The sequence below is a fragment of the Pseudonocardia spirodelae genome (assembly GCF_037727765.1).
Taxonomy (GTDB): Bacteria; Actinomycetota; Actinomycetes; order Mycobacteriales; family Pseudonocardiaceae; genus Pseudonocardia; species Pseudonocardia spirodelae.
The window spans coordinates 84,368-110,559 of the sequence record NZ_JBBJUP010000006.1 but is presented as its reverse complement, the minus strand read 5'-3'; the positions used below and the strand labels follow the sequence as shown (position 1 = coordinate 110,559).

Annotated in this window: 26 protein-coding genes; 13 read left to right on the top strand and 13 right to left on the bottom strand. The window is 75.3% G+C overall.

Annotation, left to right across the window (positions count from 1 at the left end; all coding sequences use genetic code 11):
- Positions 1-33: 33 nt before the first annotated feature.
- Positions 34-930 (top strand): dioxygenase family protein, encoded by an 897-nt coding sequence (locus WJX68_RS09160; RefSeq protein WP_340288056.1) that lies wholly within the window; start codon positions 34-36, stop codon positions 928-930.
- A 44-nt stretch (positions 931-974) separates the two neighbouring features.
- Entirely contained in the window at positions 975-2,216 is a 1,242-nt protein-coding gene (locus WJX68_RS09155; RefSeq protein WP_340288053.1) for a winged helix-turn-helix domain-containing protein, read from the top strand.
- A gap of 8 nt (positions 2,217-2,224) precedes the next feature.
- On the opposite strand, the gene WJX68_RS09150 is transcribed toward WJX68_RS09155, so the two are convergent.
- The 3 genes from WJX68_RS09150 to WJX68_RS09140 form a co-directional block, all read right to left on the bottom strand.
- Positions 2,225-2,668, bottom strand: a complete 444-nt coding sequence (locus WJX68_RS09150) for a nitroreductase family deazaflavin-dependent oxidoreductase (RefSeq protein ID WP_340288050.1) — start codon at positions 2,666-2,668, stop codon at positions 2,225-2,227.
- Positions 2,669-2,731: 63 nt separating this feature from the next.
- Entirely contained in the window at positions 2,732-3,739 is a 1,008-nt protein-coding gene (locus WJX68_RS09145; RefSeq protein WP_340288047.1) for a DUF4097 family beta strand repeat-containing protein, read from the bottom strand.
- The gene (locus WJX68_RS09140; RefSeq protein WP_340288044.1) at positions 3,736-4,272 is read right to left on the bottom strand and encodes a toxin-antitoxin system HicB family antitoxin; all 537 of its coding nucleotides are present in this window, start codon (positions 4,270-4,272) and stop codon (positions 3,736-3,738) included. The genes WJX68_RS09145 and WJX68_RS09140 overlap by 4 nt, the downstream gene beginning before the upstream one ends.
- Before the next feature lie 119 nt (positions 4,273-4,391).
- Between WJX68_RS09140 and thyX the strand changes: the two genes are divergently transcribed.
- Positions 4,392-5,192: an FAD-dependent thymidylate synthase gene (thyX, locus tag WJX68_RS09135; RefSeq protein WP_340288041.1), complete on the top strand. Its 801-nt coding sequence runs from the start codon at positions 4,392-4,394 to the stop codon at positions 5,190-5,192.
- Between the two features lie 7 nt (positions 5,193-5,199).
- Here thyX and WJX68_RS09130 read toward each other — a convergent pair whose 3' ends face one another.
- Positions 5,200-5,943 (bottom strand): Crp/Fnr family transcriptional regulator, encoded by a 744-nt coding sequence (locus WJX68_RS09130; protein ID WP_340288038.1) that lies wholly within the window; start codon positions 5,941-5,943, stop codon positions 5,200-5,202.
- A 193-nt stretch (positions 5,944-6,136) separates the two neighbouring features.
- Positions 6,137-7,450: an MFS transporter gene (locus WJX68_RS09125; RefSeq protein ID WP_340288035.1), complete on the bottom strand. Its 1,314-nt coding sequence runs from the start codon at positions 7,448-7,450 to the stop codon at positions 6,137-6,139.
- A 171-nt stretch (positions 7,451-7,621) separates the two neighbouring features.
- On the opposite strand from WJX68_RS09125, the gene WJX68_RS09120 reads away from it, so the two are divergent.
- The 5 genes from WJX68_RS09120 (at position 7,622) to WJX68_RS09100 (ending at position 14,942) form a co-directional block, all read left to right on the top strand.
- On the top strand, positions 7,622-8,248 hold the full coding sequence (locus WJX68_RS09120) for a TIGR03085 family metal-binding protein (RefSeq protein ID WP_340288032.1): 627 nt from the start codon (positions 7,622-7,624) through the stop codon (positions 8,246-8,248).
- 39 nt (positions 8,249-8,287) lie between these two features.
- A complete protein-coding gene (gene dapA / locus WJX68_RS09115) occupies positions 8,288-9,319 on the top strand; it encodes a 4-hydroxy-tetrahydrodipicolinate synthase (protein ID WP_340288029.1) in 1,032 nt (343 codons plus the stop codon).
- Positions 9,320-9,514: 195 nt separating this feature from the next.
- Positions 9,515-11,203 carry a ribonuclease J gene (locus WJX68_RS09110; protein WP_340288559.1) on the top strand — a complete coding sequence of 563 codons (1,689 nt, stop codon included), beginning with the start codon at positions 9,515-9,517 and terminating at the stop codon, positions 11,201-11,203.
- Positions 11,204-11,306: 103 nt separating this feature from the next.
- Positions 11,307-13,907, top strand: coding sequence for an FtsK/SpoIIIE family DNA translocase (locus tag WJX68_RS09105; protein WP_340288026.1), 2,601 nt, complete (start codon positions 11,307-11,309; stop codon positions 13,905-13,907).
- Between the two features lie 159 nt (positions 13,908-14,066).
- Entirely contained in the window at positions 14,067-14,942 is an 876-nt protein-coding gene (locus WJX68_RS09100) for a YceI family protein (protein ID WP_340288023.1), read from the top strand.
- Here the strand turns inward: WJX68_RS09100 and WJX68_RS09095 are convergent.
- Positions 14,939-16,093 (bottom strand): FAD-dependent monooxygenase, encoded by a 1,155-nt coding sequence (locus WJX68_RS09095; RefSeq protein WP_340288020.1) that lies wholly within the window; start codon positions 16,091-16,093, stop codon positions 14,939-14,941. The two genes, WJX68_RS09100 and WJX68_RS09095, sit on opposite strands and share 4 nt — an antisense overlap.
- A gap of 94 nt (positions 16,094-16,187) precedes the next feature.
- Between WJX68_RS09095 and WJX68_RS09090 the strand changes: the two genes are divergently transcribed.
- A complete protein-coding gene (locus WJX68_RS09090) occupies positions 16,188-17,048 on the top strand; it encodes a GntR family transcriptional regulator (RefSeq protein WP_340288017.1) in 861 nt (286 codons plus the stop codon).
- Here WJX68_RS09090 and WJX68_RS09085 read toward each other — a convergent pair.
- Genes WJX68_RS09085 through WJX68_RS09070 form a run of 4 tightly spaced genes read right to left on the bottom strand, consistent with a single transcriptional unit; the run spans position 17,041 to position 19,225 of the window.
- On the bottom strand, positions 17,041-17,502 hold the full coding sequence (locus WJX68_RS09085; RefSeq protein ID WP_340288015.1) for a tRNA (cytidine(34)-2'-O)-methyltransferase: 462 nt from the start codon (positions 17,500-17,502) through the stop codon (positions 17,041-17,043). The genes WJX68_RS09090 and WJX68_RS09085 overlap by 8 nt on opposite strands.
- Positions 17,503-17,506: 4 nt before the next feature.
- A complete protein-coding gene (locus tag WJX68_RS09080) occupies positions 17,507-17,875 on the bottom strand; it encodes a VOC family protein (RefSeq protein ID WP_340288012.1) in 369 nt (122 codons plus the stop codon).
- A gap of 53 nt (positions 17,876-17,928) precedes the next feature.
- Positions 17,929-18,717, bottom strand: a complete 789-nt coding sequence (locus WJX68_RS09075) for a helix-turn-helix domain-containing protein (protein ID WP_340288009.1) — start codon at positions 18,715-18,717, stop codon at positions 17,929-17,931.
- A 4-nt stretch (positions 18,718-18,721) separates the two neighbouring features.
- A complete protein-coding gene (locus tag WJX68_RS09070) occupies positions 18,722-19,225 on the bottom strand; it encodes an amino-acid N-acetyltransferase (protein ID WP_340288006.1) in 504 nt (167 codons plus the stop codon).
- Between the two features lie 58 nt (positions 19,226-19,283).
- Here WJX68_RS09070 and WJX68_RS09065 point away from each other — a divergent pair, with 58 nt between their 5' ends.
- The 4 genes from WJX68_RS09065 to WJX68_RS09050 all read left to right on the top strand — a co-directional run bounded on the left by WJX68_RS09065 (position 19,284) and on the right by WJX68_RS09050 (position 22,931).
- Positions 19,284-20,780, top strand: a complete 1,497-nt coding sequence (locus tag WJX68_RS09065) for a MiaB/RimO family radical SAM methylthiotransferase (RefSeq protein ID WP_340288003.1) — start codon at positions 19,284-19,286, stop codon at positions 20,778-20,780.
- Positions 20,777-21,394 carry a CDP-diacylglycerol--glycerol-3-phosphate 3-phosphatidyltransferase gene (pgsA, locus tag WJX68_RS09060; RefSeq protein WP_340288000.1) on the top strand — a complete coding sequence of 206 codons (618 nt, stop codon included), beginning with the start codon at positions 20,777-20,779 and terminating at the stop codon, positions 21,392-21,394. Before WJX68_RS09065 ends, pgsA begins: the two co-directional genes overlap by 4 nt.
- Before the next feature lie 135 nt (positions 21,395-21,529).
- Positions 21,530-21,886, top strand: coding sequence for a helix-turn-helix domain-containing protein (locus WJX68_RS09055; RefSeq protein ID WP_340287997.1), 357 nt, complete (start codon positions 21,530-21,532; stop codon positions 21,884-21,886).
- A 196-nt stretch (positions 21,887-22,082) separates the two neighbouring features.
- Positions 22,083-22,931 carry a PspA/IM30 family protein gene (locus tag WJX68_RS09050; RefSeq protein ID WP_422785677.1) on the top strand — a complete coding sequence of 283 codons (849 nt, stop codon included), beginning with the start codon at positions 22,083-22,085 and terminating at the stop codon, positions 22,929-22,931.
- Positions 22,932-23,018: 87 nt separating this feature from the next.
- Here WJX68_RS09050 and WJX68_RS09045 read toward each other — a convergent pair whose 3' ends face one another.
- The 3 genes from WJX68_RS09045 to WJX68_RS09035 all read right to left on the bottom strand — a co-directional run bounded on the left by WJX68_RS09045 (position 23,019) and on the right by WJX68_RS09035 (position 26,127).
- Positions 23,019-23,894 (bottom strand): DNA-formamidopyrimidine glycosylase family protein, encoded by an 876-nt coding sequence (locus tag WJX68_RS09045; protein WP_340287994.1) that lies wholly within the window; start codon positions 23,892-23,894, stop codon positions 23,019-23,021.
- 40 nt (positions 23,895-23,934) lie between these two features.
- On the bottom strand, positions 23,935-25,386 hold the full coding sequence (locus tag WJX68_RS09040) for a glycosyltransferase family 39 protein (protein WP_340287992.1): 1,452 nt from the start codon (positions 25,384-25,386) through the stop codon (positions 23,935-23,937).
- 339 nt (positions 25,387-25,725) lie between these two features.
- Entirely contained in the window at positions 25,726-26,127 is a 402-nt protein-coding gene (locus WJX68_RS09035; RefSeq protein ID WP_340287989.1) for a DoxX family protein, read from the bottom strand.
- Between the last annotated feature and the right edge of the window lie 65 nt (positions 26,128-26,192).

Genomic DNA, 26,192 nt, shown 5'->3' with positions numbered 1-26,192 from the left:
GTTCCGGACGACGACGCACACGGAGGACCACAGATGCCCCGCTACCAGGGCCGCGAGCTGCCCCGCCCCGACGACGAGGTCGTCGACCAGGGCCTCGGCTTCGACCTCGGCACGCTGTTCGACCGCCGCCGGATGCTGGCCGTGCTCGGCGCCGGCGCCGCCACCGTGGGGCTGGTCGCCTGCGGCAGCGCCGCGTCGACCTCGTCGTCGGCGGCCACCACGAGCACCGGCGAGATCCCCGACGAGACCGCCGGGCCCTACCCGGGCGACGGGTCCAACGGCGCGAACGTGCTCACCGAGTCCGGCGTGGTCCGCAGCGACATCCGCTCCAGCTTCGGCACGAGCACCACCACGGCCCCGGGCGTCCCGATGACCCTGGAGCTGACGATCACCGACATGGCCGCGGCCGGGATGGCCGGGGCCGCGGTCTACGTCTGGCACTGCGACCGCGACGGGAAGTACTCGCTGTACTCCGAGGGCATCGAGAACGAGAACTACCTGCGCGGCGTGCAGGTCGCCGGGACCGACGGGAAGGTCCGCTTCACCAGCATCTTCCCGGCGTGCTACTCCGGCCGGTGGCCGCACGTCCACTTCGAGGTCTACCCGTCGCAGGCCGACATCACCGACGCCGGCAACGCGATCGCCACCTCCCAGGTCGCGCTGCCGCAGGCCGCCTGCGACGCCGTCTACGCCACCTCCGGCTACGAGCAGTCGGTCACCAACCTCTCGCAGGTCACCCTCGCCTCCGACAACGTCTTCGGCGACGACGGCGGCGCGCTGCAGGTGGGGACCACGACCGGCGACCCCGCGACCGGATACACGGTCGCGCTCACCGCGGCCGTCGACACGACCACCGAGCCGTCGGGCGGCTCGATGCCCGCCGGTGGGCCCGGCGGTGGCGGGCCCGGCGGTCCGCCGCCCGGCAACTGACGGCGGCCCGTTCACCGTCGGTGCCGGGTGGCACCATCCGCGGCGTGCGCACGATCTCGCCCGACGTGGCCCGACGGACCTTCCTCGCCGCCCAGGGATTCGCGGACCCGCGGCCGTCGGGGCCGGTCACCCGCCGGCACCTCGGCCGCGTCCTGGACCGGGTGAAGCTGCTGCAGCTCGACTCGGTCAACGTCGCGGTCCGCGCCCACTACATGCCGGTGTTCAGCCGACTCGGCGCCTACCCCGCCGCCCTGCTCGACGACGCCGCCTGGTCGCCCACCGGCCGCCGCCCCCGGCTGCTGGTGGAGACCTGGGCGCACGAGGCGAGCCTCGTCCCGGTCGTCGACCGCCCGCTGCTGTCGCACGAGACGCTGCCGCGGCGCTGGTGGAAGCACTACGGGCCGCTGCTCGACAAGCACCCCCGCCTCGCCGGGGACATCGTCGACGTCGTCGCCGAGGCGGGGCCGCTGGGCGCCGGTGCGATCGAGAAGGCGCTCGCACCGGGGGGCCGCGCCGGGACGGTGCGGCCCCGCCCGCCGGGCGCGACGTGGTGGGAGCGCTCGGAGGTCAAGCGGGTCTGCGAGTACCTGTTCGCGGTGGGGGAGCTGATGGTCGGCACCCGGGTGCACTTCGAGCGGCGCTACGACCTGCCCGACCGGGTGCTGCCGCGGGAGGTCCTGGACCTGCCCGCGCCCGACCCGTCCGACGCGGCCCGCGAGCTCGTCGCGAAGGCGGCGTCGGCGCTGGGCGTCGGCACCGAGACCGACCTGCGCGACTACTACCGCCTCGGCCCGGAGCGCACCCGCACCGCGATCGCCGAGCTCGTCGACGCGGGGGCGCTGGAGCCGGTCGCGGTGCGCGGCTGGGACCGCCCCGCCTACCGGGACCCGGCGGCCCGGGTGCCGCGCGCGGTCACCGGGCGGGCGCTGCTGTGCCCGTTCGACCCGCTGGTGTGGGAGCGCGACCGCACCGAGCGGATGTTCGGGTTCCGCTACCGCATCGAGATCTACGTGCCGGAGCCCCAGCGGCAGTACGGCTACTACGTCTTCCCGTTCCTGCTCGACGGCGAGCTGGCCGCCCGGGTGGACCTCAAGGCCGACCGCGGCGCCGGGCTGCTGCGCGTGCCGGGGGCCTTCGCCGAGCCGGGCGCGGCGGCGCCGCGCGGGCGCCTCGCGGCCGAGCTGGCCGCGGAGCTCGCGGGGATGGCGGAGTGGCTCGGCCTCGACGGCGTCGCGGTGGGGGAGCGGGGCGACCTCGCGGCCGAGCTGGCCGCGGCCGTGCGCTGACCCGCCGCTCAGGCGGGGTCGAGGCGGAACACCGCGATCGTGTCGAGGTGCTCGGCGACCTGCTCCGGGCCGGCGTCGGCGGGCACCGGGAACGCCTGCAGCGCCCACGGCACGTCGAGCGCCCGCAGGTAGCCGACGACGGCCGCGGCGGCCTCGTCGCGCCCGGGCTCGACGGCGCGGCGCGGCTCGTCGCCCGCGGAGGAGCGCACCGCGCACCCCGGCGCGGCCCGCAGGTTGCGGACCCAGTCCCGGTCGCCGACGGGGGAGACGACGTACTGCGCCCCGTCGTGACCGACGAGGCCGATCGGGGTGTCGCGGTCCTCGCCGCTGCGGCGCCCCCGGGTGCGCAGCACGCGCAGGGCGTACCCGCCGTCCACGACGGGTGCGGGCGGCATCGCCAGCACCCGTCCGGTCATCGAGGTGTTCATCGCGGCGATCTCCGTGCGGTCCACGGGGCCGAGCCTACGCCGGTGCCTCGCTCGCCGACCATCTCGACGAGCGAGGTACCTCGCGGGTCAGACGGCGGCCGCCCGGGTGACCAGGACGTCGCCGCTGCCGGTCCGCCCGGACAGCCGCAGCGCCGGGTCCGCGGGCGGCCCGTCGTGGCGGACGTCGAGCTCGGAGCGGGCCCGGCCCGACCCGGTGGTCAGGTCCAGCGTCGCCGCGACCCCGGAGTGCACCCCGATCCGCACCGAGCCGGACCCGGTGCCCAGGTGCACCTCGCCGGACACCGCGTCGGCGACGACGACGTCCCCCGACCCGGAGCGCACCTCCAGGTCCGCGGTCAGCTCGCCGACGCGCACGTCGCCGCTGGCGGTGCGGACCCGGGACGGACCGCCCAGCGACCCGGCCTCGACCACGCCGGAGCCGGTGCGCAGGTGCGCCCGCCCGGTGCACGAGCCCAGGTCGATGGCGCCCGACCCGGTGGTGACGTCGGCGTCGCCGGCCACCTCGGCGACCCGGGCGGTCCCGGACCCGGTCCGCACCGCCGTCCAGGACGCCCGCCCGGTCACCTCGACGGCGGCGGCGCCGGTCCGCACCGCCGGGCGCGACCCGGCGGGCGCGGACACCGTCACCAGCAGCGGGACCGCGCCGAGCGCCGGGTCCTCCGGGCCGCGGACCACGAGCCGCCGCGAGGAGGCCGACCACTCCACGGTCACGGCGTCGACGGCGTCGGCCGACGGGTCGCCCGAGGCCTCCCACGGGGCGCCGACGATCGGGTCGAACCCGCGGCCGGACCAGCCGGCCCCGGCCCGCGGGCCCGGCGCCCCGCCGGTCATCGAGCTGCCGATCCAGTCCAGGAGCCCGCCGAGGCCGCCCGACCACGGTGCGGCGGAGCGGTCCGCGGCGACCTCGACGCGGACCTCGGTCCCGCCCTCGACCAGGTCCACCCGCACGCGTCCGGCGCCGGTCGTGACCTCGATCTCGGCGGTCCCGGCGCAGTCGTGACGCTCGTGCCGCGCCGGGGCCGGGGCGTCGCCGCCCTCGGGGCCGACGGGGCCGTTCTGCTCGTCGTCGCTCATCCCTGCACCCATCCCCGCAGGCTCCGCCCGTCGCGGGGGGCGCGCCCGGCGCGCCCCTCCGCGCCGGCCAGCGCCCCCTGCACCGCCTGGGACACCCAGGTGTTCAGCGAGACGCCCTGGGACTGGGCGGCACGCTCGGCCTGGGCCTTGATCTGCTCCACGATCCGCAGGGTGACGCGGCTGATGTCGCCGGCGTCGCCACCGAGGGCGCCGAACGGGCCGGCCGTGCCGGGATCGGCGGGAGCGCCGTGCGGCGCCGGTCCGGTGGCCGGGCCGTGCCCGGGTGCGGTGTCGCCGCCGGACACCGACACGCGCACCTCCCGGCCGTGCAGGCGGACCTCGACCGACCGGTCGCCGAGCGCGGCGGTCGCCTCCGAGGCCAGGTCGGACAGGGCGTTCATGATCGCGAGCCGGGCGGCGGGCTCGATCGCGGAGCCGAGCAGCGCCGCGGTGCGGCGGGTCTGCTCGTCGCCCGCGGCCGCGGCGGCCACCAGGTCGTCGCGCAGCTGCGCGACGTAGGGCGTGAGGTCCATGACGTCACTATGGCGTCACACGTGACGGCAGCGCAACCACGACGACGTCATCGACGGCGTCACGGTCGACGCGGCGGCCACCCGAGGGGCGCGGTCCGCAGGTCGTTACCCTCGTCGCCATGTCGGAGACCGCGCCGGAGACCACGCCGGGGACCACGCCCACGACCGTCCCGCTGACCGTCCCGCTGACCGTGCAGCTCGTCGCGAAGACCGAGTTCACCCCGCCCGCGGACGTGCCGTGGACCACCGACGCCGACGGCGGCCAGGCGCTCGCCGAGTTCGCCGGCCGGGCCTGCTACCAGTCCTGGTCCAAGCCCAACCCGCGCACCGCGACCAACGCCGGCTACATCGCCCACATCCTCGAGGTGGGCCACCTGTCGGTGCTCGAGCACGGCTCGGTCAGCTTCTACCTGACCGGCATCTCGCGCTCGCTGACCCACGAGCTCATCCGCCACCGGCACTTCTCCTACAGCCAGCTCTCCCAGCGCTACGTCCCCGAGCGCGACGCGGCGATGGTCGAGCCCGACGTCATCGCCGACGACCCCGAGCTGCACGAGCTGTTCCTGCAGGCCTCGGCGGACGCGCTCGCCGCCTACGAGAAGCTCCTCGAGGGCCTGGAGAAGCGCTTCGCCGACGTCCCGAACGGGACCCTGCGCCGCAAGCAGGCCCGCCAGGCCGCGCGTGCGGTGCTGCCCAACGCGACCGAGACCAGGATCGTCGTCACCGGGAACTACCGGGCGTGGCGGCACTTCATCGCGATGCGCGCCTCCGAGGCCGCCGACGTCGAGATCCGCGACCTCGCCGTCGAGTGCCTGCGCCAGCTGCAGCGCGAGGTGCCGAACGTGTTCGCCGACTTCCAGATCCAGACCCTGGCCGACGGCACCGAGATCGCGTCGAGCCCGCTGGTCACCGAGGGCTGAGCGGGGCTCACGCCAGCACGGCGTGCACCCGTCGTCGCAGGTCGGGCAGGTCCCGCACGACGAACCCGCGTCCCTCCTTCTCCAGCAGCCCCTCCGCGACCAGCCGGGACAGCTCCCGGCTGGTCGTGACCCGGGTGAGCCCGACCAGCAGGCCCAGCTCGTCGACGGCGGGCCGGATGGACAGCCGCGCGACCTCGTCCAGGGCGATCTCGCCGTAGGTCTCCACGAGGTGGCCGAGCAGCAGCACGATCCGCTCCCGCGCGGGCAGCCCCTCGATGAGCACGTGCAGCTGCATGACGCGCTGCTTGTAGGCGATGCGGCGGGTGATCTCCAGGAGCAGCTCGGGCTCCTCGCGGGCCGCGTCCAGCAGCGCGTCGCGGGTCACCGCGACGATCTCCGAGGGCCGCGTGCAGACCGAGGCGAGGTGGCGCGGCCGCCCGTCGACGCAGGCCGCCTCGCCCAGGCTCGCGCCCGGCTCGGCGTAGGCGAGTGAGCGCTCGGAGCCGTCGGGGCGGTGCAGGTAGATCCGCACCCGCCCGGACACGACCAGGTGGAACCGCGACGACAGCTGGCCCTGGGTGTAGACGTGCTCGCCGCGGGCGTAGTGCCGCGGGGTGCCGAGTGCGGCGATCCGCGGGGTCAGGCCCGTCCACGGCGCGGACAGGAACGGCGTGACCGGGTGCTCGTCGGGGTCGGGTGCGGGCAGAGCGCGCACGGGCGGGTCCGGCCTGCGTACGGCGTCGGTGCCCATCCTCGCCCCCTCCCCGGGGGCCGGTGCCCCGTCCGCCGGACGGTATCCCGCGGCGGAGGGTGGGGGGTAGCGCGCACGGCGACGGACCGGACGCCGCGTGGGCGTCCGGTCCGTCCGGTCCGGGTGGGTGCCGGCCGGCGGCTGCCGGCACCGCGGTGCGGGGCGGCCTCCCGGCCCGGCCGCCCCGGTGCGGTCAGGCCGACGCCAGCTGCGCGTCCTGCTCGGCCAGCGAGTCCGCGTTCGTGTGCGGCAGGGCCAGCGTGCAGAGCAGGCTGAGCAGCGAGACCGCCGACAGCAGCAGTCCGATGCCGAGGCTGCCCAGCGTCGACGCGGCCAGCGCCGCGGCGAACAGCGGCACCACGCCACCCCCGAACACGCCGGCCAGGTTGTAGGCGATGCCGGCACCGGTGTAGCGGAACCGGGTCGGGAACAGCTCCGGGAGCTGGGCGCCGATCGGGCCGTAGGCGATGCCGACCACGCCCAGGACCAGCGACAGGCCCAGGCCGAAGGACCACACGGTGCCGATGTCGATGATCGGGAACGCGATCAGGCCGGCGACCACGGAGGCGATGTTGCCGCCGACGACCATCTTCCGGCGCCCGACGCGGTCGGACAGGATCGCCGAGGCGATCGTCGTCATCGCGAACACGAGACCGCCGACGATGCCCATGGCCAGCACCGACGGGCGCGGCAGCTGCAGCTGCTGGGTGCCGTAGCTGGTCAGGTAGGTGACGCCGATGTAGAAGAACGCGAACACCGCGGTCGTCGAGCCGGCGCCGAGGAACACCGCGGCCGGACGTGTGGTGAAGACCTCCGCGACGGGCAGCCTCGTCGAGGCCGGGGCGCTCTGCTTGAAGGTGGCGGTCTCCTCCAGGGCGAGCCGCACGTAGAGCCCGACCGCGACGAGCAGCACCGACCCGATGAACGGGATGCGCCAGCCCCAGGCCAGGAACGCCTCGTTGCTCATGGTCAGCGCGGTGACCAGGAAGGTGGCCGAGGCCAGCGCGAACGCGACCGACGGGCCGAGCTGCGGGAACAGCGCGTACTTGCCGCGGGCCTTGGTCGGTGCGTTCTCCGCGGTGAGCAGGGTCGCCCCGGCCCACTCGCCGCCGACGGCGAGGCCCTGCAGGATGCGCAGCACCACCAGCAGGACCGGGGCCAGGACGCCGATCATCCCGGTGGTGGGCAGCAGGCCGATCGCCAGCGTCGAGAAGCCCATCAGCAACAGCGTGGTGACGAGCGTGCCCTTGCGGCCGAGGCGGTCGCCGAAGTGGCCGAACAGGATCGAGCCGAACGGCCGCGCGACGAAGGCGACGCCGAACGTCGCCAGTGCCAGCGCCGTGCCGGCCGCCGCACCGAGCTCGGGGAAGAAGACCTTGTTGAACACCAGCGCCGCGGCGGTGCCGTAGATGAAGAAGTCGTAGAACTCGATGACCGTGCCGGTCATGCTCGCGAGCGCGATCCGGCGCATCGACCGCGGCGGCTGCGTGGTGGCAGCGTTCGTCACGTGCGTTCTCCCCGTCGAGACGTAGTGCGTGAGTGGGACGGACCGGAGTATCGGGACACCGATGGGGTGAGATCTGTATCACCGGCTACAGAAGGCGTGCGTTCCGTCAGCCGTCTGTCGACCGTTCGTCGCTCGATGCGGGGCCGGGCGGTCGGGACTAGGTTGGGGACGGTGAGCCTCGCCACCGACGAACGTGCCGCCCTCTGCGCCGAGTTCGAACGCTCCGGCCCGGACCGCCCGACGCTGTGCGAGGGCTGGAACGCCCGCGACCTGCTCACCCACCTGCTGGTGCGGGAGCGCCAGCCGTGGAGTGCGGCGGGGATCGTGGTGCCCGCGCTGTCCGGGGTCACCGAGAAGGCGATGGAGGGCTACGCCTCCGAGGCGTGGCCGAACATGATCGACGACCTGCGGAAGGGCCCTCCGGCGTGGTCGCCGTTCAAGGTGGGCAAGGTCGACGAGCTCGCGAACGGCGCCGAGTTCTTCGTCCACCACGAGGACCTGCGCCGCGGCGAGCCCGGCTGGGAGCCCCGCCCGGCCGACCCCGGGCGCGACGGGCAGCTGTGGAACCTGCTCGCGACCCAGTCCAGGCTGCTGTTCCGGCGCAGCCCGGTGGGCGTCGTGCTGGCCCGCCCGGAGGGTGCCCGGCAGGTCGTCGCGACCGGGTTCGGCGTGGTCACGGTGACGGGCGAGCCCGCCGAGCTGGTCCTGCACGCGTTCGGCCGCGACGCCGCCCGGGTCGAGGTGACCGGCCTGCCCGCCGACGTCGAGGCCTACCGGGCGGCACCGTCCGGGATGTGACCGGGATCCGCGGCCCCCGCGGCGGTACCGTCACCAGTCATGAGCACCGGTCCCGAGCCCGCAGCCGGCGGGCAGCAGCACCCGCCGCGCCGACCGTTCGGCGAGGTGCTGACGGCGATGGTCACCCCCTTCGACGCCGACGGCGAGCTCGACCTGGGCCGGGCCGAGGAGCTGGCCGCGCACCTGGTCGACCTCGGCAACGACGGCCTGGTCGTCAACGGCACCACCGGTGAGGGGCCGACGACGTCGGACACCGAGAAGTCCGAGCTGATCCGCGCGGTGGTCTCCGCGGTGGGGGACCGGGCGACCGTCGTCGCCGGGGCCGGCACCTACGACACCGCGCACTCCGTCGAGCTGGCCCGCAGCGCCGAGCGGGCCGGTGCGCACGGCCTGCTCGTGGTGACGCCCTACTACTCGCGGCCGCCGCAGGAGGGCCTGCTCGCGCACTTCACCGCCGTCGCCGACGCGGGTGACCTGCCGGTCATGCTCTACGACATCCCGCCGCGCAGCGTGATCGGGATCGACGTCGACACCTTCCAGCGCCTCGCGCAGAACCCGCGGATCGTCGCGGTGAAGGACGCCCGCAACGACCTGCGGGTCGGCACCGAGGTGCTGGCGACGACCACGCTGGCGTACTACTCCGGTGACGACCCGGTGAACCTGCCCTGGCTCTCGGTCGGCGCGGTCGGCTTCGTCTCGGTGATCGGGCACGTCGTCGCCGACCGGCTGCGTGCGATGATCGACGCCTACCACGCGGGCGAGCACCAGCGGGCCCGTGCGCTGCACTACGCGATGCTGCCGGTCATCCGCGGGATGGGCCGGGTCGGCGGTGCGGTGTTCGCCAAGACCGCACTGCGCCTGCGCGGCATCGACGTCGGCGACACCCGGCTGCCGCTGCCGCCCGCCACCGAGGAGCAGGTCGCCGCCATCGCCGGGGACCTGGCCGTCGCAGGGGTGGCGCTGGACCCACAGGCCCGCCCGAACAAGCCCGCCTATGAGCGCGGCCACGGCGCACTGGGCGGTCGCACGGCGGCCGACCTGGGCGCCGAGGTGGCCTACCACCGAACGTGAGCGGAGCGAACGGAGAATCCGCACCGAACGTGAGCGGAGCGAACGGAGCTTCTGTACCGGACGTGAGCCCCCGCTCCCCGGAACCGACACGAGTCCGAGAACACGAACCCATGTGAGGCACGAACCCCTGTGAGCCCCCAGCGCAACGACCGCCGCAACCGGCCCGGCCGGTCGCTCTCCGCCCCGCCGGAGAGCATCGAGCGCCCCGAGCTGCCGGACGCCGCACCCCCCGCCCTCGCGCGGGGCGGCCTGCGCGTCTACGCGCTCGGCGGCATCGGTGAGGTCGGTCGCAACATGACCGTCTTCGAGTACGAGGGACGGCTGCTCGTCGTCGACTGCGGCGTGCTGTTCCCGTCCGACTCCGAGCCGGGCGTCGACCTGATCCTGCCCGACTTCCGGGCCATCGAGGACCGCCTCGACGACATCGACGCGCTCGTGCTGACCCACGGGCACGAGGACCACATCGGTGCCGTGCCGTGGCTGCTGCGGATGCGTCCGGACATCCCCGTCGTCGGGTCGCGGTTCACGCTCGCCCTGGTCGCGGCCAAGTGCAAGGAGCACCGCCTGACCCCGCACCTGCAGGAGGTCAAGGAGGGCGACCGGGTCCGCCACGGCGGCTGGGACTGCGAGTACTTCGCGGTCAACCACTCGATCCCCGACGCCGTCGCGGTCGCGATCCGCACGCCCGCCGGCCTGCTGCTGCACACCGGCGACATCAAGCTCGACCAGCTCCCGCTGGACGGGCGCCTCACCGACCTGGGCGGCTTCTCCCGGCTCGGCGAGGAGGGCGTCGACCTGTTCCTGGTCGACTCCACCAACGCCGAGGTGCCCGGCTTCGTCACCCCCGAGGCCGACATCGGGCCGGTCATCTCCGACCTGGTCCGCCGCGCGCCGTCGCGGATCATCCTGGCCTGCTTCGCCAGCCACGTGCACCGCGTGCAGCAGGTGCTCGACGCCGCCGCCGCGCACGGCCGCAAGGTGTGCCTGACCGGCCGCTCGATGGTCCGCAACATGGGCCTGGCCGACGACCACTCGCTGCTGCGGATCCCCGAGGGCCTGCTCGTCGACATCGACGAGGCCATGCGCCTGCCCGACGAGAAGCTCGTGCTCGTCTCGACCGGGTCGCAGGGCGAGCCGCTCGCGGCGCTGTCGCGGATGGCGCGCGGCGACCACCGCAGCATCACCATCCGGCCCGACGACACGATCATCCTCGCGAGCTCGCTGATCCCGGGCAACGAGACCGCGGTCTTCGCCGTCATCAACGGCCTGACCCGCCTCGGTGCGACCGTCGTCCACCAGGGCAACGCGAAGGTGCACGTGTCGGGGCACGCCCCGGCCGGCGAGCTGCTGTTCCTCTACAACGCGGTGCGCCCGTCCAACGTCATGCCGGTGCACGGCGAGTGGCGCCACCTGCGGGCCAACGCCGCGCTCGCGGTGCGCACCGGGGTGCCGGAGGAGTCGGTCGTCATCGCGGAGAACGGCGTGGTCGTGGACCTCGTCGACGGGCGCGCGGCCATCACCGGCCGGGTCGAGGTCGGCCAGGTCTACGTCGACGGGCTCGCCGTCGGCGACATCGGCGAGACCACGCTCGGTGACCGCATCGCGCTCGGCGAGGGCGGGTTCATCGCGATCAACGTCGCGATCGACCACAAGACCGGCCGGGCCCTGTCGCGTCCGACGCTGTCCGGGCGCGGTTTCTCCGACGACCCCAAGGCGCTCGACGCCGCCCAGTCCCTGGTCGAGGACGAGCTGTCCCGGCTGGAGAACGAGGGCGTCAGCGACCCGCACCGGATCGCCCAGGGGGTGCGCCGGGTCGTCGGGCGCTGGGTGTCGGACACCTACCGCCGGCGCCCGATGATCGTCCCCACGGTCATCGCGGTCTGAGCCGACCGCGGCCCGGCCCCGCCCGCCGCCCGGCGGGGTGGGGCCGGGCCCGGATCCGCGTCGGTCCCCGGTTCGATCATCGAAGCGGGCTACCGTGTGTGACATGGCGGGACGCACGGGTACGGGCAGGACCACCACGAGGGCGGCCGCGGGCCGCGGCTCGGGGCGGTCCGGCTCCCGTGCGTCCGGCGCCCGCAAGCGGCCCGCGACCCGGCGCACGCCGCCGAAGCGCCAGGGCCCCGACCTCGTCGACCGCGGGATCGACGCGGTCGGGCGCGGGGTCGCCAGGACCTTCCGCGCGTCGGGCCGCGCGGTCGGGCGCACCCGCGACATCGACCCGGCCCACCGCCGCGACGGCCTCGGGTTCGGGATGCTGGTGCTGGCGGTCATCGCGGCCGCCGGTCTGTGGTGGCACGCCGGCGGTTCGGTCGGCTACTGGTTCACCTTCGTCGTGCAGGCGGTCATGGGCGTCGCCGGCGTCCTGCTGCCGCTGATCCTGCTCGGCGTCGGCGTCGTGCTGGTGACCACGCCGGCGCACCCCGAGGCACGGCCGCGGATCGTCACCGGGTCGCTGCTGCTGGCCCTGGGCGTGCTCGGGCTGGTGCACCTCGCCCACGGCGGACCGTCCGAGCCCGACGCCTGGCGCGGCGCGGGCGGGGCCCTGGGCTACCTCGCGGGCACCCCGCTGCAGGCCGGCCTGACGGTGTGGACGGCCGTGCCCGTTCTCGTCCTGCTGACGCTGTACTCGGCACTGCTGGTCACCGGCATCCCGGTGCGCGAGCTCCCCGACCGCTTCCGCCGCCTGACCGGCCAGCTGCCGCCCGAGGACGGCGCGGAGGAGCAGGACGCCTCCGGCGACGGCGGGGACCGGCCCCGCACCGTCGCCGACGCCGTCGCCGAGCGGGAGGCCCTCGCCGCCGAGGGCGAGGAGGCCCCGAAGCGGCGCCGCCCGTCGCGACGGCGCCAGGGCGCCTCGGAGGCCGACGCGTTCCGGGCCGGGGACGGCGAGCACGCCCCCGCCCCGGTCGACCCGTCGCTGCCCGGCGCGCCCGACGACGCGCAGCCCGCCCAGGCCGCCGTCCCGCCCGCCGCCGCGGCGCCGGCGAAGCCCCGCCGGCCGGTCGTCGAGACGCCGCAGGCCGTCGACGAGCCGATCGAGGGCGAGCAGCTCTCGATGGCCATCCGCGAGCCGCAGAGCGACACCGAGTACATCCTGCCGCCCGCGGACACCCTGGAGTCGGGCCCGCCGCCGAAGTCCCGCAGCTCCGCCAACGACGCCATGATCGAGGCGATCACCGGCGTGCTCGACCAGTTCAACGTCGACGCCCAGGTCACCGGCTTCACCCGCGGCCCGACGGTCACCCGCTACGAGATCGAGCTCGGCCCGGCGGTGAAGGTCGAGAAGATCACCCAGCTGCAGCGCAACCTCGCCTACGCCGTCGCCAACGACAACGTCCGGCTGCTCGCGCCGATCCCCGGCAAGTCCGCGGTCGGCATCGAGGTGCCCAACACCGACCGCGAGATGGTCCGCCTCGGCGACGTGCTCCGGTCGGGCAACGCGCGCGCCGAACAGCACCCGATGGGCATCGGGCTGGGCAAGGACATCGAGGGGCACTACCTCGTCGCGAACCTGGCGAAGATGCCGCACCTGCTGGTCGCGGGCTCCACCGGCTCCGGCAAGTCGAGCTTCGTCAACTCGATGCTGGTGTCGCTGCTGACCCGGGCCACGCCGGACGAGGTCCGCATGATCCTCATCGACCCGAAGATGGTCGAGCTGACGCCCTACGAGGGCATCCCGCACCTGATCACGCCCATCATCACCCAGCCGAAGAAGGCCGCCGCCGCGCTGGCCTGGCTGGTGGAGGAGATGGAGCAGCGCTACCAGGACATGCAGGCCAACCGGGTCCGCCACGTCGACGACTTCAACCGCAAGGTCCGCACCGGCGAGATCACCGCGCCGCCCGGGTCGGAGCGGGTCTACCGGCCGTACCCGTACATCATGTGCATCGTCGACGAGCTCGCCGACCTCATGATGACCGCCCCGCGCGACGTCGAGGACGCGATCGTGCGGATCACGCAGAAGGCGCGGGCCGCGGGGATCCACCTGATCCTGGCCACCCAGCGCCCCTCGGTCGACGTCGTCACCGGCCTGATCAAGACGAACGTGCCGTCCCGGCTGGCGTTCGCCACGTCGTCGCTGACCGACAGCCGGGTCATCCTCGACCAGCCGGGCGCGGAGAAGCTGATCGGCATGGGCGACGCGCTCTACCTGCCGATGGGCGCGGGCAAGCCGGTCCGCATGCAGGGCGCGTTCGTCGACGACGACGAGATCTCCAAGGTCGTCGCGTTCACCAAGGAGCAGGCCGAGCCCAGCTACACCGAGGGCGTCACGGCGCAGAAGGCCGGCGAGAAGAAGGAGATCGACGCCGACATCGGCGACGACCTCGACCTGCTGCTGCAGGCCACCGAGCTCATCGTCACCTCGCAGTTCGGGTCGACGTCGATGCTGCAGCGCAAGCTGCGGGTCGGGTTCGCGAAGGCGGGCCGCCTGATGGACCTGCTGGAGACGCGCAACATCGTCGGGCCGTCGGAGGGCTCGAAGGCCCGCGACGTGCTCGTCAAGCCCGACGAGCTGGAGGGTGCGCTGTACCTGATCCGCGGTGGCGGCACCGCCGACGGCGGCGAGGTCGCCGACGACGACTGACCCTGTGCGACAGCGTGATGTGACGAACACCGTGGGTCATCGATCTTTCGCGCCCGCGGGTTAACGAAACCGTCACGAACGTGCCAGAGTGGCGGCGGGTCACCGACCGGTGGCCGCACGCCGTGCTGCCCCCACCGTCGGGCAGAGGAGGTCTGGCTGGTGTTCTGGAGGAAGAAGGACCGTCGTCGCCCGGCGCGGGGTACCACCGACCGGCACGCGCTCGTCCCGATTCCGCTGACCGGCGGCGTCCTGTCCGGGCAGGTCCGGGACCAGCAGGGCGGCGCGCTGGCGGGGACCGAGATCTCCGTGATCGACGCGGCCGACCGGCGCGCGGTGTTCGTCGAGACCGACCCGTTCGGGCGCTTCGCGGCGTCGCTGATGCCCGGCCGCTACCGGGTGCGGGTCGAGGCCGGCGGGTACCAGCAGGTCACCGACCTGGTCGAGGTGTCGTGGGGCGAGCACGCCGAGATGGGCCACATCGTGCTCGGCGAGGACCCGGCGCTGCGGCCGCCGCGGCCGGGCGTGTTCGTCATCGACGGCGACCACAGCTCGGTGCGCTTCGTCGCGCGCCACATCGGACTGTCCAAGGTGTACGGCCGGTTCAACCGCTTCCAGGGCCAGATCCGGATCGCGGAGCCGTTCGAGGAGTCCTCGGTCGACGTCGTCATCGACGCGGCCAGCGTCGACACCAACGTGCCCGCCCGCGACACCCACCTGCGCTCGGCCGACTTCCTCGACGTCGAGCGCTTCCCGGAGCTGCGCTTCTCCAGCGTGCGCTTCGTCGCGCACGGCGGGAACCGGTGGACCGTCGACGGCGACCTCACGCTGCACGGCCTGACCAGCGACGTCTCGCTCGACACGACGTTCCTCGGCGCCGCGGAGTGGAACGGCGACCGGGTCGGCGCGATCGCCACCACCCAGCTGCACCGCGAGCACTACACGCTCAACTGGCAGCAGACGATCGCCAAGGGGCTGCCGGTGGTCGGCTCCACGATCGAGATCCAGCTCGACGTGCAGGCGATCCGCCAGAGCTAGGACGGGTAGCGGGGGAGCGCGACCGCCGTCGCGGCGGCCGCGGCCCCGTGCTCGACGATCCCCGGCGCGGCCGCGGCGGGGTCGCGCAGCTCCCGGACCCGCTCGGCGTTGGTCAGCGCGAGCTCCTGGTTCGCCACGACCCAGCCCCGCAGGTGGCGCTCGTAGGCCGCGGCCGCGGTCACCGGGTCGCCGCCGGCCCGGGCCAGCTCGCCGGCCAGCACGTACGCCCCGGCGATCGCGAGGGTGGTGCCCTGGCCGGAGAGCAGGGTCGGGCTCCAGGCCGCGTCGCCGAGCAGCACGACCGGGCCGCGCGACCAGCACGGCATCCGGACCTGGGTGACCGGGGTGAGGTAGAGGTCCTCGGCGGTCGCCGACCCGGCGAGCAGCTCCGGCAGCCACCACGCGCCGTCGCCGAAGTGCCGCGCGAGCAGCGCGCGGTGTGCGTCGGTGTCGCGGTGGTCGTAGCGGGCGGCGGCGTCGGTGAAGCCCAGCATCACCCGGACCTCGGTGTCGTCGCGGGCGGTGTAGAGCCCGGCCATCGCGTCGGGGCGCTGCAGGAAGACCTGCCAGCGGCGCAGGCCGAAGGTGTTGGGCAGGGAGAACACGGCGACGTGCTGCCCGAGCGGGACCAGCCGGCCGTCGTCGTCGGGGCCGAAGGCGAGCCGGCGCACGCCCGAGTGCTGCCCGTCGGCGCCGACGACGGCGTCGAACCGCTCCTCGGTCCCCGAGGCGAACGTGACGCGGACACCGTCCGGGCCGGGGCGCAGCGCGGTGACCCGGTCGCCCCAGCGGTGCTCGACGCCGGAGACGGCGCCGCCGAGCAGGGCGGCCAGGTCGTCGCGCAGGATCTCGACGTCCTCGCTCGCGACCGGCCCGCCGGTCAGTGTCACCTCGGTGCTGCGGAAGACCTCGGTGCCCTGCTCGTCGACCAGCGACATCCCGTCCATCGCGGTGCGCGCTGCCCGCAGGGCCGGCCCCAGCCCCATCCGGTCGACGACCTCGAGCGCGGGGCCGCGGACGTCGACGGCCTGCCCACCCGGACGCGGTCCCGGCGCGGACTCCACGACGACGGGCCGCAGCCCGTGCCGGCGCAGCCACCAGGCGAGCGTCTCGCCCGCGATGCCCGCCCCGCTGATCAGGATGTCGGTCATGTGCACTCCTCGGTACGGTGTACGCAGCGAGGATCGGCGACGGAGCTGCGGCGACGCCACATCTGTGCCGGTACAGGTGGTACAGGAGGAGCACATGGCCGAGTCGGCGGCGGACCGGGTCGTGGCGGCGCTGCGCGCCCGGATCGACGCCGGTGAGCTGCGTCCCGGCGCGCGGGCCCCGTCGGTCCGGGCGCTGGCCGCGGAGCACGGCGTCGCGACGTCCACGGCGGCCCGGGCGCTGGCCCGGCTGCGCGAGGAGGGGCTGCTGGCCACGACCGACCGGGTCGGCTCGGTGGTCGCCGGACGGGCGTCGCGGCCCCCGACGGCTGCGCCGCCGGACACGGCCCGGCTGGTGCGCACCGCGATCGGCGTCGCCGACACCGACGGGCTGTCCGCGCTGTCGATGCGACGGCTGGCGGCCGCCTTCGGGGTCCCGACGATGTCGCTCTACCGCCGGGTGCGCAGCCGCGACGAGCTGCTCCTGCACATGATCGACGCGGTGTTCGCCGAGGTGGTGCTGCCCCCTGCGGACGGCCCGTGGCGGGCCCGGCTGGAGGGCGCGGCGCGCGCCCAGTGGCGGGTGCACCGGCGCCACCCGTGGCTCGCGCGGGTGCTGTCGCTGTCGCGCCCGCAGGCGGTCCCGTCGCTGCTGCGCTTCGCCGAGTTCGAGCTCGCCGCGCTGGAGGAGGTCGTCGCCGACCCGGTCGAGCGGTTCGACCTGCACGTGGCACTGACCGGCTTCGTGCGGGGGATGGCCCTCACGCTGGCCGCCGAGCAGGAGGCCGAGGCCGACACCGGGGTCGACGCCGACACCTGGTCCGAGCACGACCCGGGCCTGCGGGCGGCGCTGCGCCGCCACGGCGGACCGGCACTGGCCCGCATCGGCGACTACCCCTACGACCTGGCCCGCATCGTCGACACCGGGCTCGCGCGTCTGCTCGACGGGATCAGCTGAACCCCAGCTGGCGCCACGCCTCGTAGACCGCGACGGCCGCCGCGTTCGACAGGTTCAGCGACCGGTTGGACGGGCGCATCGGCAGCGACACCGTGGCCGTCACCCAGTCCGCGCCGGTCACCGCGGGCGGCAGGCCGGTCGACTCGCGCCCGAACAGCAGCACGTCGTCGGGCCGGTAGGCGACCTCGGTGTGGCGCAGCGGGGCGCCCGGGACGAACGCGTAGACCCGCGCCGCCCGGGCGCGCACCCAGGCGGCGAACGCGGCGGTGTGCTCGTGCACCACGACGTGGGCGAGGTCGGCGTAGTCGAGCCCGGCCCGGCGCACCGACCGCTCGTCCAGCGAGAACCCCAGCGGCCGGACCAGGTGCAGCTCGGCGCCGGTGTTGGCGGCCAGCCGGATCGCGTTGCCGGTGTTCGGCGGGATCTCGGGGGTGTGCAGAGCGAGGCGGACCACGCCGCTACTCGTACCAGGTGCCCGCGCTCCAGTGGTTGCCCTCGGGGTCGGTGACGACGAACAGCCGGCTGCCGTAGTCGGCGTCGAACGGGGCGACGACCGCCGCGCCGGCCGCGACGGCGCGGGCGAACACGGCGTCCGGGTCCTCGCACACCAGGTGCACCGAGGCGCCGCCCGGCGGGCAGCCGCCCGGACGCGCCGGGCCGAGCATCAGCCCGCCGCCCTCGTCGTGGAGCAGCTCGGCGTGCACGACCTCCCCGGCCTCGGTGTGCACGGCGCGCTCGGTGAGCCCGAACGCGGCGGTGAGGAAGGTGATCGTCGCGCGGGGGTCGCGGCAGGACAGGGAGGCCCAGAGGCCAGTCGGTGCTCTCATGGCGCCGACGCTCCCGCGGTCGGGGCCCGTCGTCGTGGACGAACCGGAGCAACTCAGGTCCGCTCGGCCCGCCACGCCGTCGCCGTGGTCCCGGCGAGGTCGCGGAAGTCGCGGGCCAGGTGCTGCTGGTCGGCGTAGCCGCAGCGCACGGCCAGCTCGGCCAGCGGGGGAGCGGCCGGCGAGCGCAGCACCCGGCAGGCGCGCTCGAACCGGATGACCCGCGCGGCGGTCTTGGTCGCCAGCCCGGTCTCGCGGCGCAGGCGTTCGGACAGGTGGCGGGCCGACCAGCCGACGTCGTCGGCGACGGCGGCGATGCGGGCCGTCCCGCCGGAGGCGACGAGCAGGTCCCAGGCCCGCCCGACCTCCGAGGGCGCCGCGCGGTCCGGTCCGGCGGCGGCCCGGCGGCACAGCTCCGCGTCGAGCAGCGCGCAGCGGGCGGACCAGGTGGGGGCCGCGTGCAGCCGGTCGAGCAGGGCGTCGACGCCGGGCAGCAGCGCGGCGAGGTCGACGACGTCGCCCGCCAGCTCGGCGGCGGGCAGGCCGAGCAGCGTGCGGGCACCCCGCCAGGTCAGGGCCAGCTGCACGCCCTCCTGCGCCGGGCCGGTCGCGATCACCGCCGGTGACGCGTGCAGCCCGGCCGCCGAGGCGACGAACCGGCCGGAGCCGGCCCGGGGCGTGTGCAGCAGGTCCACCGTGCCGCGCAGGCACAGCACGACCGTCAGGTGCCCGCTCGCGACGCCCTGGTGCACCCCGGGCGGACCGGCCGGCGTCGACCACGCCCAGATCTCGCTGACCAGCGGGCGCAGCGCGGCGCTGGTCCGCCACCGCCACGCGCCCGCCACGGGGTCAGAGTGTCAGCAGCATCCGCACGTTGCCCAGGGTGTTCGGCTTGACGTGGGCGAGGTCGAGGAACTCCGCGACGCCGGCGTCGTAGGAGCGCAGCATGGCCGCGAACACCTCGGCCGAGACCGGCGTGCCGTCGATCTCGGCGAAGCCGTGCCGGGCGAAGAACTGCTTCTCGAAGGTCAGCACGAACAGCCGTTCCAGGCCCAGCTCGCGGGCGCCCCCGATCAGCGCGGCGACGATCCGGTGCCCCACCCCGCGGCCCAGCACCGACGGCGACACCGCGACCGTGCGGATCTCGCCGAGGTCCTCCCAGAGCACGTGCAGCGCGCCGCAGCCGACGACCGCGCCGTCGACCTCGGCGACGAGGAACTCCGGCACGGCCTCGTAGAGGGTGACGGTCTCCTTGGCCAGCAGGACGGTCCCGGCGTACTCGTCGACCAGCTCCCGGATGCGGCGGACGTCGCGGGTGCGGGCGCGGCGGACGGTCACCTCGGGCTCGGGCACGGCAGGAGCCTAGTGTCCACCTCGGGACCCGCCGGAGGTGACGTCTACCCTGGTACCCGTGGCTTCCCCCGAGAACGCGCCCCGGCGCGCCGCCCTGCTGACCCTGGGCTGCGCGCGCAACGAGGTCGACTCCGAGGAGCTCGCGGGCCGGCTGGCCGGGTCCGGCTGGGAGCTGGTCGACGCCGAGGACGGCAGCCCGGACGTCATCGTCGTCAACACCTGCGGCTTCGTCGAGCAGGCGAAGAAGGACTCGATCGACACCGTGCTCGCGGCCGCGGACGTGGCGCGCCCGGCCGGGGCCAAGGTCGTCGCCGTCGGCTGCCTGGCCGAGCGCTACGGCGCCGAGCTCGCCGCCGACCTGCCCGAGGCCGACGCGGTGCTCGGCTTCGACGCCTACCCCGAGCTGGCCGAGCGGCTCGGCGACGTCCTGGGCGGGCACGCGCCGGCCCCGCACGTCCCCACCGACCGCCGCCGGCTGCTGCCGATCTCGCCCGTCGCGCGGCCCGCGGCCACCGCGGACGTCTCGGTGCCCGGCCACGACTGGGTCCCCGACATCGCCCGCACCCGCCTGTCCGGCGGACCGGTCGCGTCGCTCAAGCTGGCCTCGGGCTGCGACCGGCGCTGCGCGTTCTGCGCGATCCCGAGCTTCCGCGGCAGCTTCGTGTCCCGCCCGCCCGCCGACGTGCTCGGCGAGGCCGCGTGGCTGGCCGGGCAGGACGTGCGCGAGCTCGTGCTGGTCAGCGAGAACTCGACCTCCTACGGCAAGGACCTGCCCGGCGGCACCCGCGCCCTGGTCGACCTGCTGCCGGAGCTCGCGCGGACCGAGGGGATCGAGCGGATCCGGGTCGCCTACCTGCAGCCGGCCGAGCTGCGGCCGGACCTGCTGCAGGTCATCGCGACGACGCCGGGGATCGCGCCGTACTTCGACCTGTCGTTCCAGCACGCCTCGGGGCCGCTGCTGCGCCGGATGCGCCGCTTCGGCTCACGCACCGACTTCCTCGACCTCTGCGAGCGCATCCGCGCGCTCGCGCCGGAGGCCGGGATCCGCTCCAACGTCATCGTCGGGTTCCCGGGGGAGACCGAGGACGACCTCGCCGAGCTGGAGGCGTTCCTGACCGGCGCCCGGCTCGACGCCGTCGGCGTGTTCGGCTACTCCGACGAGGACGGCACCGAGGCCGAGGGCTACGACGGCAAGGTCGACCCGGCCGAGGTCCGCGCCCGCGTCGAGCGCATCTCCGCGCTCGTCGACGAGCTGATGGAGCAGCGCGCCGAGGAACGGATCGGCACCGAGGTCGTCGTGCTGGTGGAGACCGCCGACTCCGACGACGAGGACTGCACCGGCCGCGCCGCCCACCAGGGACCCGACGCCGACGGCGAGTCCACCGTCGTGGCCGCCGCCGAGGGGGGCCCGGAGCCCGGCTCGCTGCGCCCCGGGGACCTGGTCCGCGCCCGGGTGCTGGACACCGAGGGCGTCGACCTGCTGGTGGAGGCGCTGGAGCTGCTCGGGCCACGGACGCCCGTCGGTGCCGTCCCGGCGGCCCCGACCGCCGGATGAGCACCCCGCGGCCGGCCGGTGGCGCCGCCGGGGTCGGCGACCCGCCGCTGCTCAACATCGCCAACGCGCTGACGGTGCTGCGGCTGCTGCTGGTCCCCGTCTTCGTGGTCGTGCTGTTCGCCGGTGGCGGTCACGACGTGGCGTGGCGGCTGGCCGCGTTCGCGGTGTTCGCCGTCGCGGCGGCGACCGACCGGCTCGACGGCCAGCTGGCCCGCAGCCGGGGCCTGGTGACCTGGTTCGGCGCGCTCGTCGACCCGATCGCGGACAAGGCCCTGATGGGCGCCGCCCTGGTCGGGCTGTCGCTGCTGGGCGTGCTCCCGTGGTGGGTGACGGTCGTGATCGTCGTACGCGAGCTCGGCATCACCGCCCTGCGGTTCGTGGTGATCCGCCGCGGGGTCATCCCGGCCAGCCGCGGCGGGAAGGCCAAGACCGTCGCCCAGACCGTCGCGATCGGGCTGTTCCTGCTGCCGCTGCCGGTGCTGGTGGGGCCGGACACGGCCGCCGCGACGGCGGTGCTCGTCCTCCAGTGGGCGGTCATGGCGGTGGCGCTGGTCCTCACGGTCGTGACCGGCGTCGACTACGTCCGCAAGGCGCTGCGCCCGCGCCCCTCCTGACCTGCGGGGACGAGAACGGCCACGGCCGGCGTTGAGGTGTTCGCCCTGGGCGTACAGCGTCGTGACGCGGCGCGGGGCGCGGAGTCGGTACGGTGAGGTCTCACCGGGTGTCCGGGGAGCGGGCGAGGAGGGCACATGCTGCTGCGGGAAGCGATCGGCAGTGGGCTGCGCGAGGTGCGCACGGCGCGCCGGCGCACGCTGCGCGACATCTCGCGGGCCGCGCGGGTGAGCCTCGGCTACCTCTCGGAGGTCGAGCGCGGCCGCAAGGAGCCCTCCAGCGAGCTGCTCGCCGCGATCTGCGAGGCACTGGGCATCTCCGTGCCCGACCTGCTGACCACCGTGGCCGCCGACATGGCGACCGCGACCGCCCGGCGCGACGACGTCCTCGTCCCGATCGGGCAGCGCCACGCCGAGCTGCGTCTGGCCGGCCGGCCGGGCTCGGTGGTCGCCGCGCCCGCGTCGTCGGGCGGGCCGGTCGCCTCCGCCGCCTGACCCCGGTCGCGGCGGGCCGCCCCGGCACACCGCTCCTGCGCGGTAGGGTGCGGGCAGACCGGCAGCGATGCCAGGATGGACAGGGCCGGAGGTCCGGCACCGGCCGCGGGGGGACCGCGGGGCCGGACCGGGGTCCGCACGCCCGCCGTGGCGGCGGGCACGGTCGCGAGCGAACGCAGGCGGAGGACGCGCAGAGATGGCCAACGGATTCACCAAGTTCTTCAGCTATCTGTCGGCCCTGTTCTCGTCGAAGGTCGACGAGTACGCCGACCCGAAGGTGCAGATCCAGCAGGCCATCGAGGACGCGCAGCGCCAGCATCAACAGCTGTCGCAGCAGGCGGCCGCGGTGATCGGCAACCAGCGCCAGCTGGAGATGAAGCTCAACCGGCAGCTGGGCGAGATCGAGAAGCTGCAGTCCTCGGCGCGTCAGGCGCTGGTGCTGGCCGACCAGGCCCGCGCCCAGGGCGACGAGCAGAAGGCCCAGCAGTACGAGCAGTCCGCCCAGACCTTCGCGACCCAGCTGGTGACCGCGGAGCAGGGCGTCGAGGACCTCAAGACGCTGCACGACCAGTCGATCGGCGCGGCCGCGCAGGCCAAGCAGGCCGTCGAGCGCAACTCGATGGTGCTGCAGCAGAAGATCGCCGAGCGCACCAAGCTGCTCAGCCAGCTCGAGCAGGCCAAGATGCAGGAGCAGGCCGCGAAGTCGCTGCAGCAGATGAGCGAGCTGTCCGCGCCGCGCAACGCGCCGTCGCTCGACGAGGTCCGCGACAAGATCGAGAAGCGGTACGCGACCGCACTCGGGTCGGCCGAGCTGGCCCAGAACTCGGTGCAGGGCCGCATGCTCGAGGTGCAGCAGTCGACCACCGACATGGCGGGCGCCTCGCGCCTGGAGCAGATCCGGGCGTCGATGTCGGGCGCACCGATCGCGGGTGGCCAGCAGGCGCCCCAGGTCGGGCAGGGCGAGCCCACCCAGCAGCTGCCGTCCTCGTCGCCGGCCCCGCAGCAGAACACCACGCAGAACCAGCAGCAGCCCGGCACCGCCTGAGCCGCCGGCACCCACGGACGCCGCGACCCACGCCGGGTCGCGGCGTCCGCGCGTCCGGGACCGGCCGCGCCGGCGGCGGGACCCGGGTCAGCGGGTGCGGGTCGCGCCGGGCGGCGGACGCCCGGGTGCGCCGCGACGCGGGCCGCCGGCGCGGCGGACCGGTCGCGGGGCCGGGCCCCGCTGGCAGCGCGGGCACCAGTAGGTCACCCGGGCGCGGTGGTCCACCCCCTGGTCGGCGGTGCGGATCCGGGTGCCGCACCGGCGGCAGGGACGTCCCGGACGCTCGAACACCCAGTGCGCCTCGCCCGCGGCGAGCGATCCGGTCGTCGTCTGCTCCGGGCGGTCCTTGTTGGACGACAGCAGCCGCCGGGACAGGTCGATCACCCCGGGCAGGTCGGGCACCTCGCGGACCGGGACCCACGGCGTGAGGCCCAGCAGGAAGCAGATGTCGTTGCGGTAGAGGTTCCCCAGACCCGCCATCACCCGCTGCTCCAGCAGCACCAGCCCGAGCTCGTGGTCGCCGCGCGCGGTCATCCTCCGCAGCGCCTCGGCGTCGTGCCCGGGGCCCCAGCCGGGGTCGAGCAGGTCGGGGCCGAGGTGCCCCACGAGGGTGTGCTCGTCGGCGGTGGGCAGCAGCTCCAGGTCGTGCAGCGCGAAGCCGACGGCGACGCGGTCGTCGGTCTCCAGCACCGCGCGGGCCTCGTGGGCGACCCGCCGCCAGCGCATCCCCGGCCGGTAGAGGTGCCAGGCGCCGTCCATCCGGAAGTGGCTGTGCAGGCTGCGGCCGTCGTCGAAGCGGGTGAACAGGTGCTTGCCGACCGACGCGACACCGGTGACGGTCAGCCCCGCGAGGTCCTGCTCGGCCAGCCGCGGGTGGCGCAGCTCGCCGCGCAGCAGCGCGTGCCCGGACAGCGCGGCGTGCAGCCGCCTGCCGGCCAGGTACACGGTGTCTCCCTCGGGCACGGCCGCGACGCTACCCGGGGTGCCCGGGCCGCGCGCCCGCTCAGCCGACGACCAGGGTCCGCAGCTGCGGCCACACCTGCGACCACGGCCGCGTCATGCCGTCACCGAACCAGATCCCGGTGCCGTCGCCGAGGTCGGCGACCGGCCGGAGCCGGACGCCGGTCGGCGCGAGCGCGCCCGTGTCGGAGCCGACGAACAGCACCGCGTCGTGGTCGCCGGGAGGTGGTGCGAAGTAGCCGTAGCTGCGGTTGCCACCGTGGGCCGGGGGCAGCCCCAGCGCGGGGTCGGCGGTGTCGAGGTAGGCCGAGTAGAGGTAGGACCCGCCGTAGACGACGGTGCGTTCGCGCTGGTCGGGCGGCAGTGCGGCGTAGGCGCGGGCGACGGCGGCGACGATGCGGTCGGGCACCGTCGCGTCGTCGGCGGCGATCCCGCCCCGGACGGATCCCGCGGCGAGGAGCACCGCCAGTGCCGCGGCCGGCCACGCGACCCAGGACAGCCGCCGGTGCCCGGACTCGCGGCGCTGCTGCAGCCCGACCGCCCCGATCGCGGCGACCGCGGCGTGGATGCCGCACAGGTAGTAGGCGCGTCCGACGGTCACCGCGAACACCACCCACAGCACCCGGAACGTCACGACCACGAACCGGTACGGCCGCAGCCGCGGCGTGGTGAACGCCGCGACCGTGCCGACCAGCACCAGCGCCGTCCCGAGCACACCGGCCAGCAGCAGCATCAGCACCGCGTTCGGGCCCGGGCCGCCGAAGAGCGCGGCCTCCCCGGCCACGACGGAGGACATCCTCAGCTGCGGCCACCCGTTCATCGCCTGCCAGACGAGCGTCGGCGCGGCGATCACCGCCCCGATCGCGGCCGCCGCCCAGAACGCCGGGCGGCGCAGCACCGCGCGCGGGCCCACCGCGGCCAGCGCGAGCACCAGCACCGCCCCGAACAGGATCACCTGGAACTTCGTCAGCGCGGCCAGCCCCAGCACCGGGCCGATCGCGAGCAGCAACCGGTCGTCGCGGACCCGGATCCAGCGCACGAGCAGCAGCAGGATCAGCAGCCACTGCACCGGTTCGAGGGAGTACGGGGTGAGGAGGTGCCCGAAGGCCGCGGCCCACAGCCCGGTGGCCTGGGCGAGGGCGGTGAGCACCTGGGCGCGGCGGTCCCCGCCGAGCTCGCGCGCCAGCAGCGCCGCGACGACGACGGCGCCCGCGGTCGCCAGCGACGGCACGACCCGCAGCACCAGCTGCACCCCGGGCGCGAGGGCGTCGGCGGCCCACGCGACGACCGGCGTGAGCGGCGGCTGGTCGGCCGAGCCCCAGTCGAGGTGGTGGCGCCCGATCGCGAGCATCAGGGCCTCGTCGAAGTACCGGCCGCCGCCCAGCGCGCCGGCGACGAGGTGGCAGACCGCGACCACCGCGGCGACGAGCCCGACGGGTGTGTGCGCGAACGGCGGGACGGTGCCCGGCGGCGCCGTGGACCGTGTGGCCGGCACGCTCGGTGGGCCCGTCGGAACGGACGGAGTGGTGGACGACGTCATGGTTCCCCCCGGACTCTGACGTGTCCGTCCATCGTGCCCCGTCCGCGACGCGGGCGCGATCGAGTTCGGGCGGTCACGGCCGAGCGGGACCGCGCATCCGCCCCGCCCCGCCGGATCTGGCCGCGCCGAACCGGGCCGCGCCGAACCGGGCCGCGCCGCGCCGAACCGGGCCGCGCCGCGCCGGGCTGTGCCGGGCGCGCTGTGCCGGGTGCGCTGTGCGGGGCGCGTTGTGCCGGGCACGCTGTGCGGGGCGCGCTGTGCGGGGGGCGCTGTGCGGGGCGCGCCGCGCCGGGGTCAGCGGCGCGGCGCGGTCCGTGCGATCCGCAGCGCCCACAGGACGAGGGGGACCTGCAGCGGCAGCCGGCCCCAGCCGACGGCCCGCAGGACCGGCGCCTTGTCCCGCCACCGCAGCGCCATCGACACGTTCGCCGGGAACACCGCGGCGAACAGCCCCGCCGCGGCCCAGCCCCCGGCGCGGCGGGTGCGCGGGTGCGCGATCGCCGCGGCGACCGCGCCCTCGGCGGCGCCCGAGGCGTAGGTCCAGAACCGCGGCTCACCGGGCATGCTGCGCGGCACGATGGAGTCGAAGGGCTCGGGGCGCACGACGTGCAGGACGGCGGCGACACCGAGCAGGCCGGCCAGCCCGGCGGCGAGACGGCGGTCGGTGCGGGTGTCGGCGGGGGAGCGGGGGATCACGCCGGGATCGTGCCACCCCGCCGCGACGCCCGCCCCCGTGGCCGGCCGGGCCCGCCCTCGTGCCC

Bases quoted from the DNA above. Each gene is read 5' to 3' on its own strand.
- WJX68_RS09160 (WP_340288056.1), top strand. From the start codon at position 34: ATGCCCCGCTACCAGGGCCGCGAGCTGCCCCGCCCCGACGACGAGGTC.
- WJX68_RS09145 (WP_340288047.1), bottom strand. From the start codon at position 3,739: ATGAGCGACGACGAGCAGAACGGCCCCGTCGGCCCCGAGGGCGGCGAC.
- WJX68_RS09140 (WP_340288044.1), bottom strand. From the start codon at position 4,272: ATGGACCTCACGCCCTACGTCGCGCAGCTGCGCGACGACCTGGTGGCC.
- thyX (WP_340288041.1), top strand. From the start codon at position 4,392: ATGTCGGAGACCGCGCCGGAGACCACGCCGGGGACCACGCCCACGACC.
- WJX68_RS09130 (WP_340288038.1), bottom strand. From the start codon at position 5,943: ATGGGCACCGACGCCGTACGCAGGCCGGACCCGCCCGTGCGCGCTCTG.
- dapA (WP_340288029.1), top strand. From the start codon at position 8,288: ATGAGCACCGGTCCCGAGCCCGCAGCCGGCGGGCAGCAGCACCCGCCG.
- WJX68_RS09105 (WP_340288026.1), top strand. From the start codon at position 11,307: ATGGCGGGACGCACGGGTACGGGCAGGACCACCACGAGGGCGGCCGCG.
- WJX68_RS09095 (WP_340288020.1), bottom strand. From the start codon at position 16,093: ATGACCGACATCCTGATCAGCGGGGCGGGCATCGCGGGCGAGACGCTC.
- WJX68_RS09090 (WP_340288017.1), top strand. From the start codon at position 16,188: ATGGCCGAGTCGGCGGCGGACCGGGTCGTGGCGGCGCTGCGCGCCCGG.
- WJX68_RS09080 (WP_340288012.1), bottom strand. From the start codon at position 17,875: ATGAGAGCACCGACTGGCCTCTGGGCCTCCCTGTCCTGCCGCGACCCC.
- pgsA (WP_340288000.1), top strand. From the start codon at position 20,777: ATGAGCACCCCGCGGCCGGCCGGTGGCGCCGCCGGGGTCGGCGACCCG.
- WJX68_RS09055 (WP_340287997.1), top strand. From the start codon at position 21,530: ATGCTGCTGCGGGAAGCGATCGGCAGTGGGCTGCGCGAGGTGCGCACG.
- WJX68_RS09050 (WP_422785677.1), top strand. From the start codon at position 22,083: ATGGCCAACGGATTCACCAAGTTCTTCAGCTATCTGTCGGCCCTGTTC.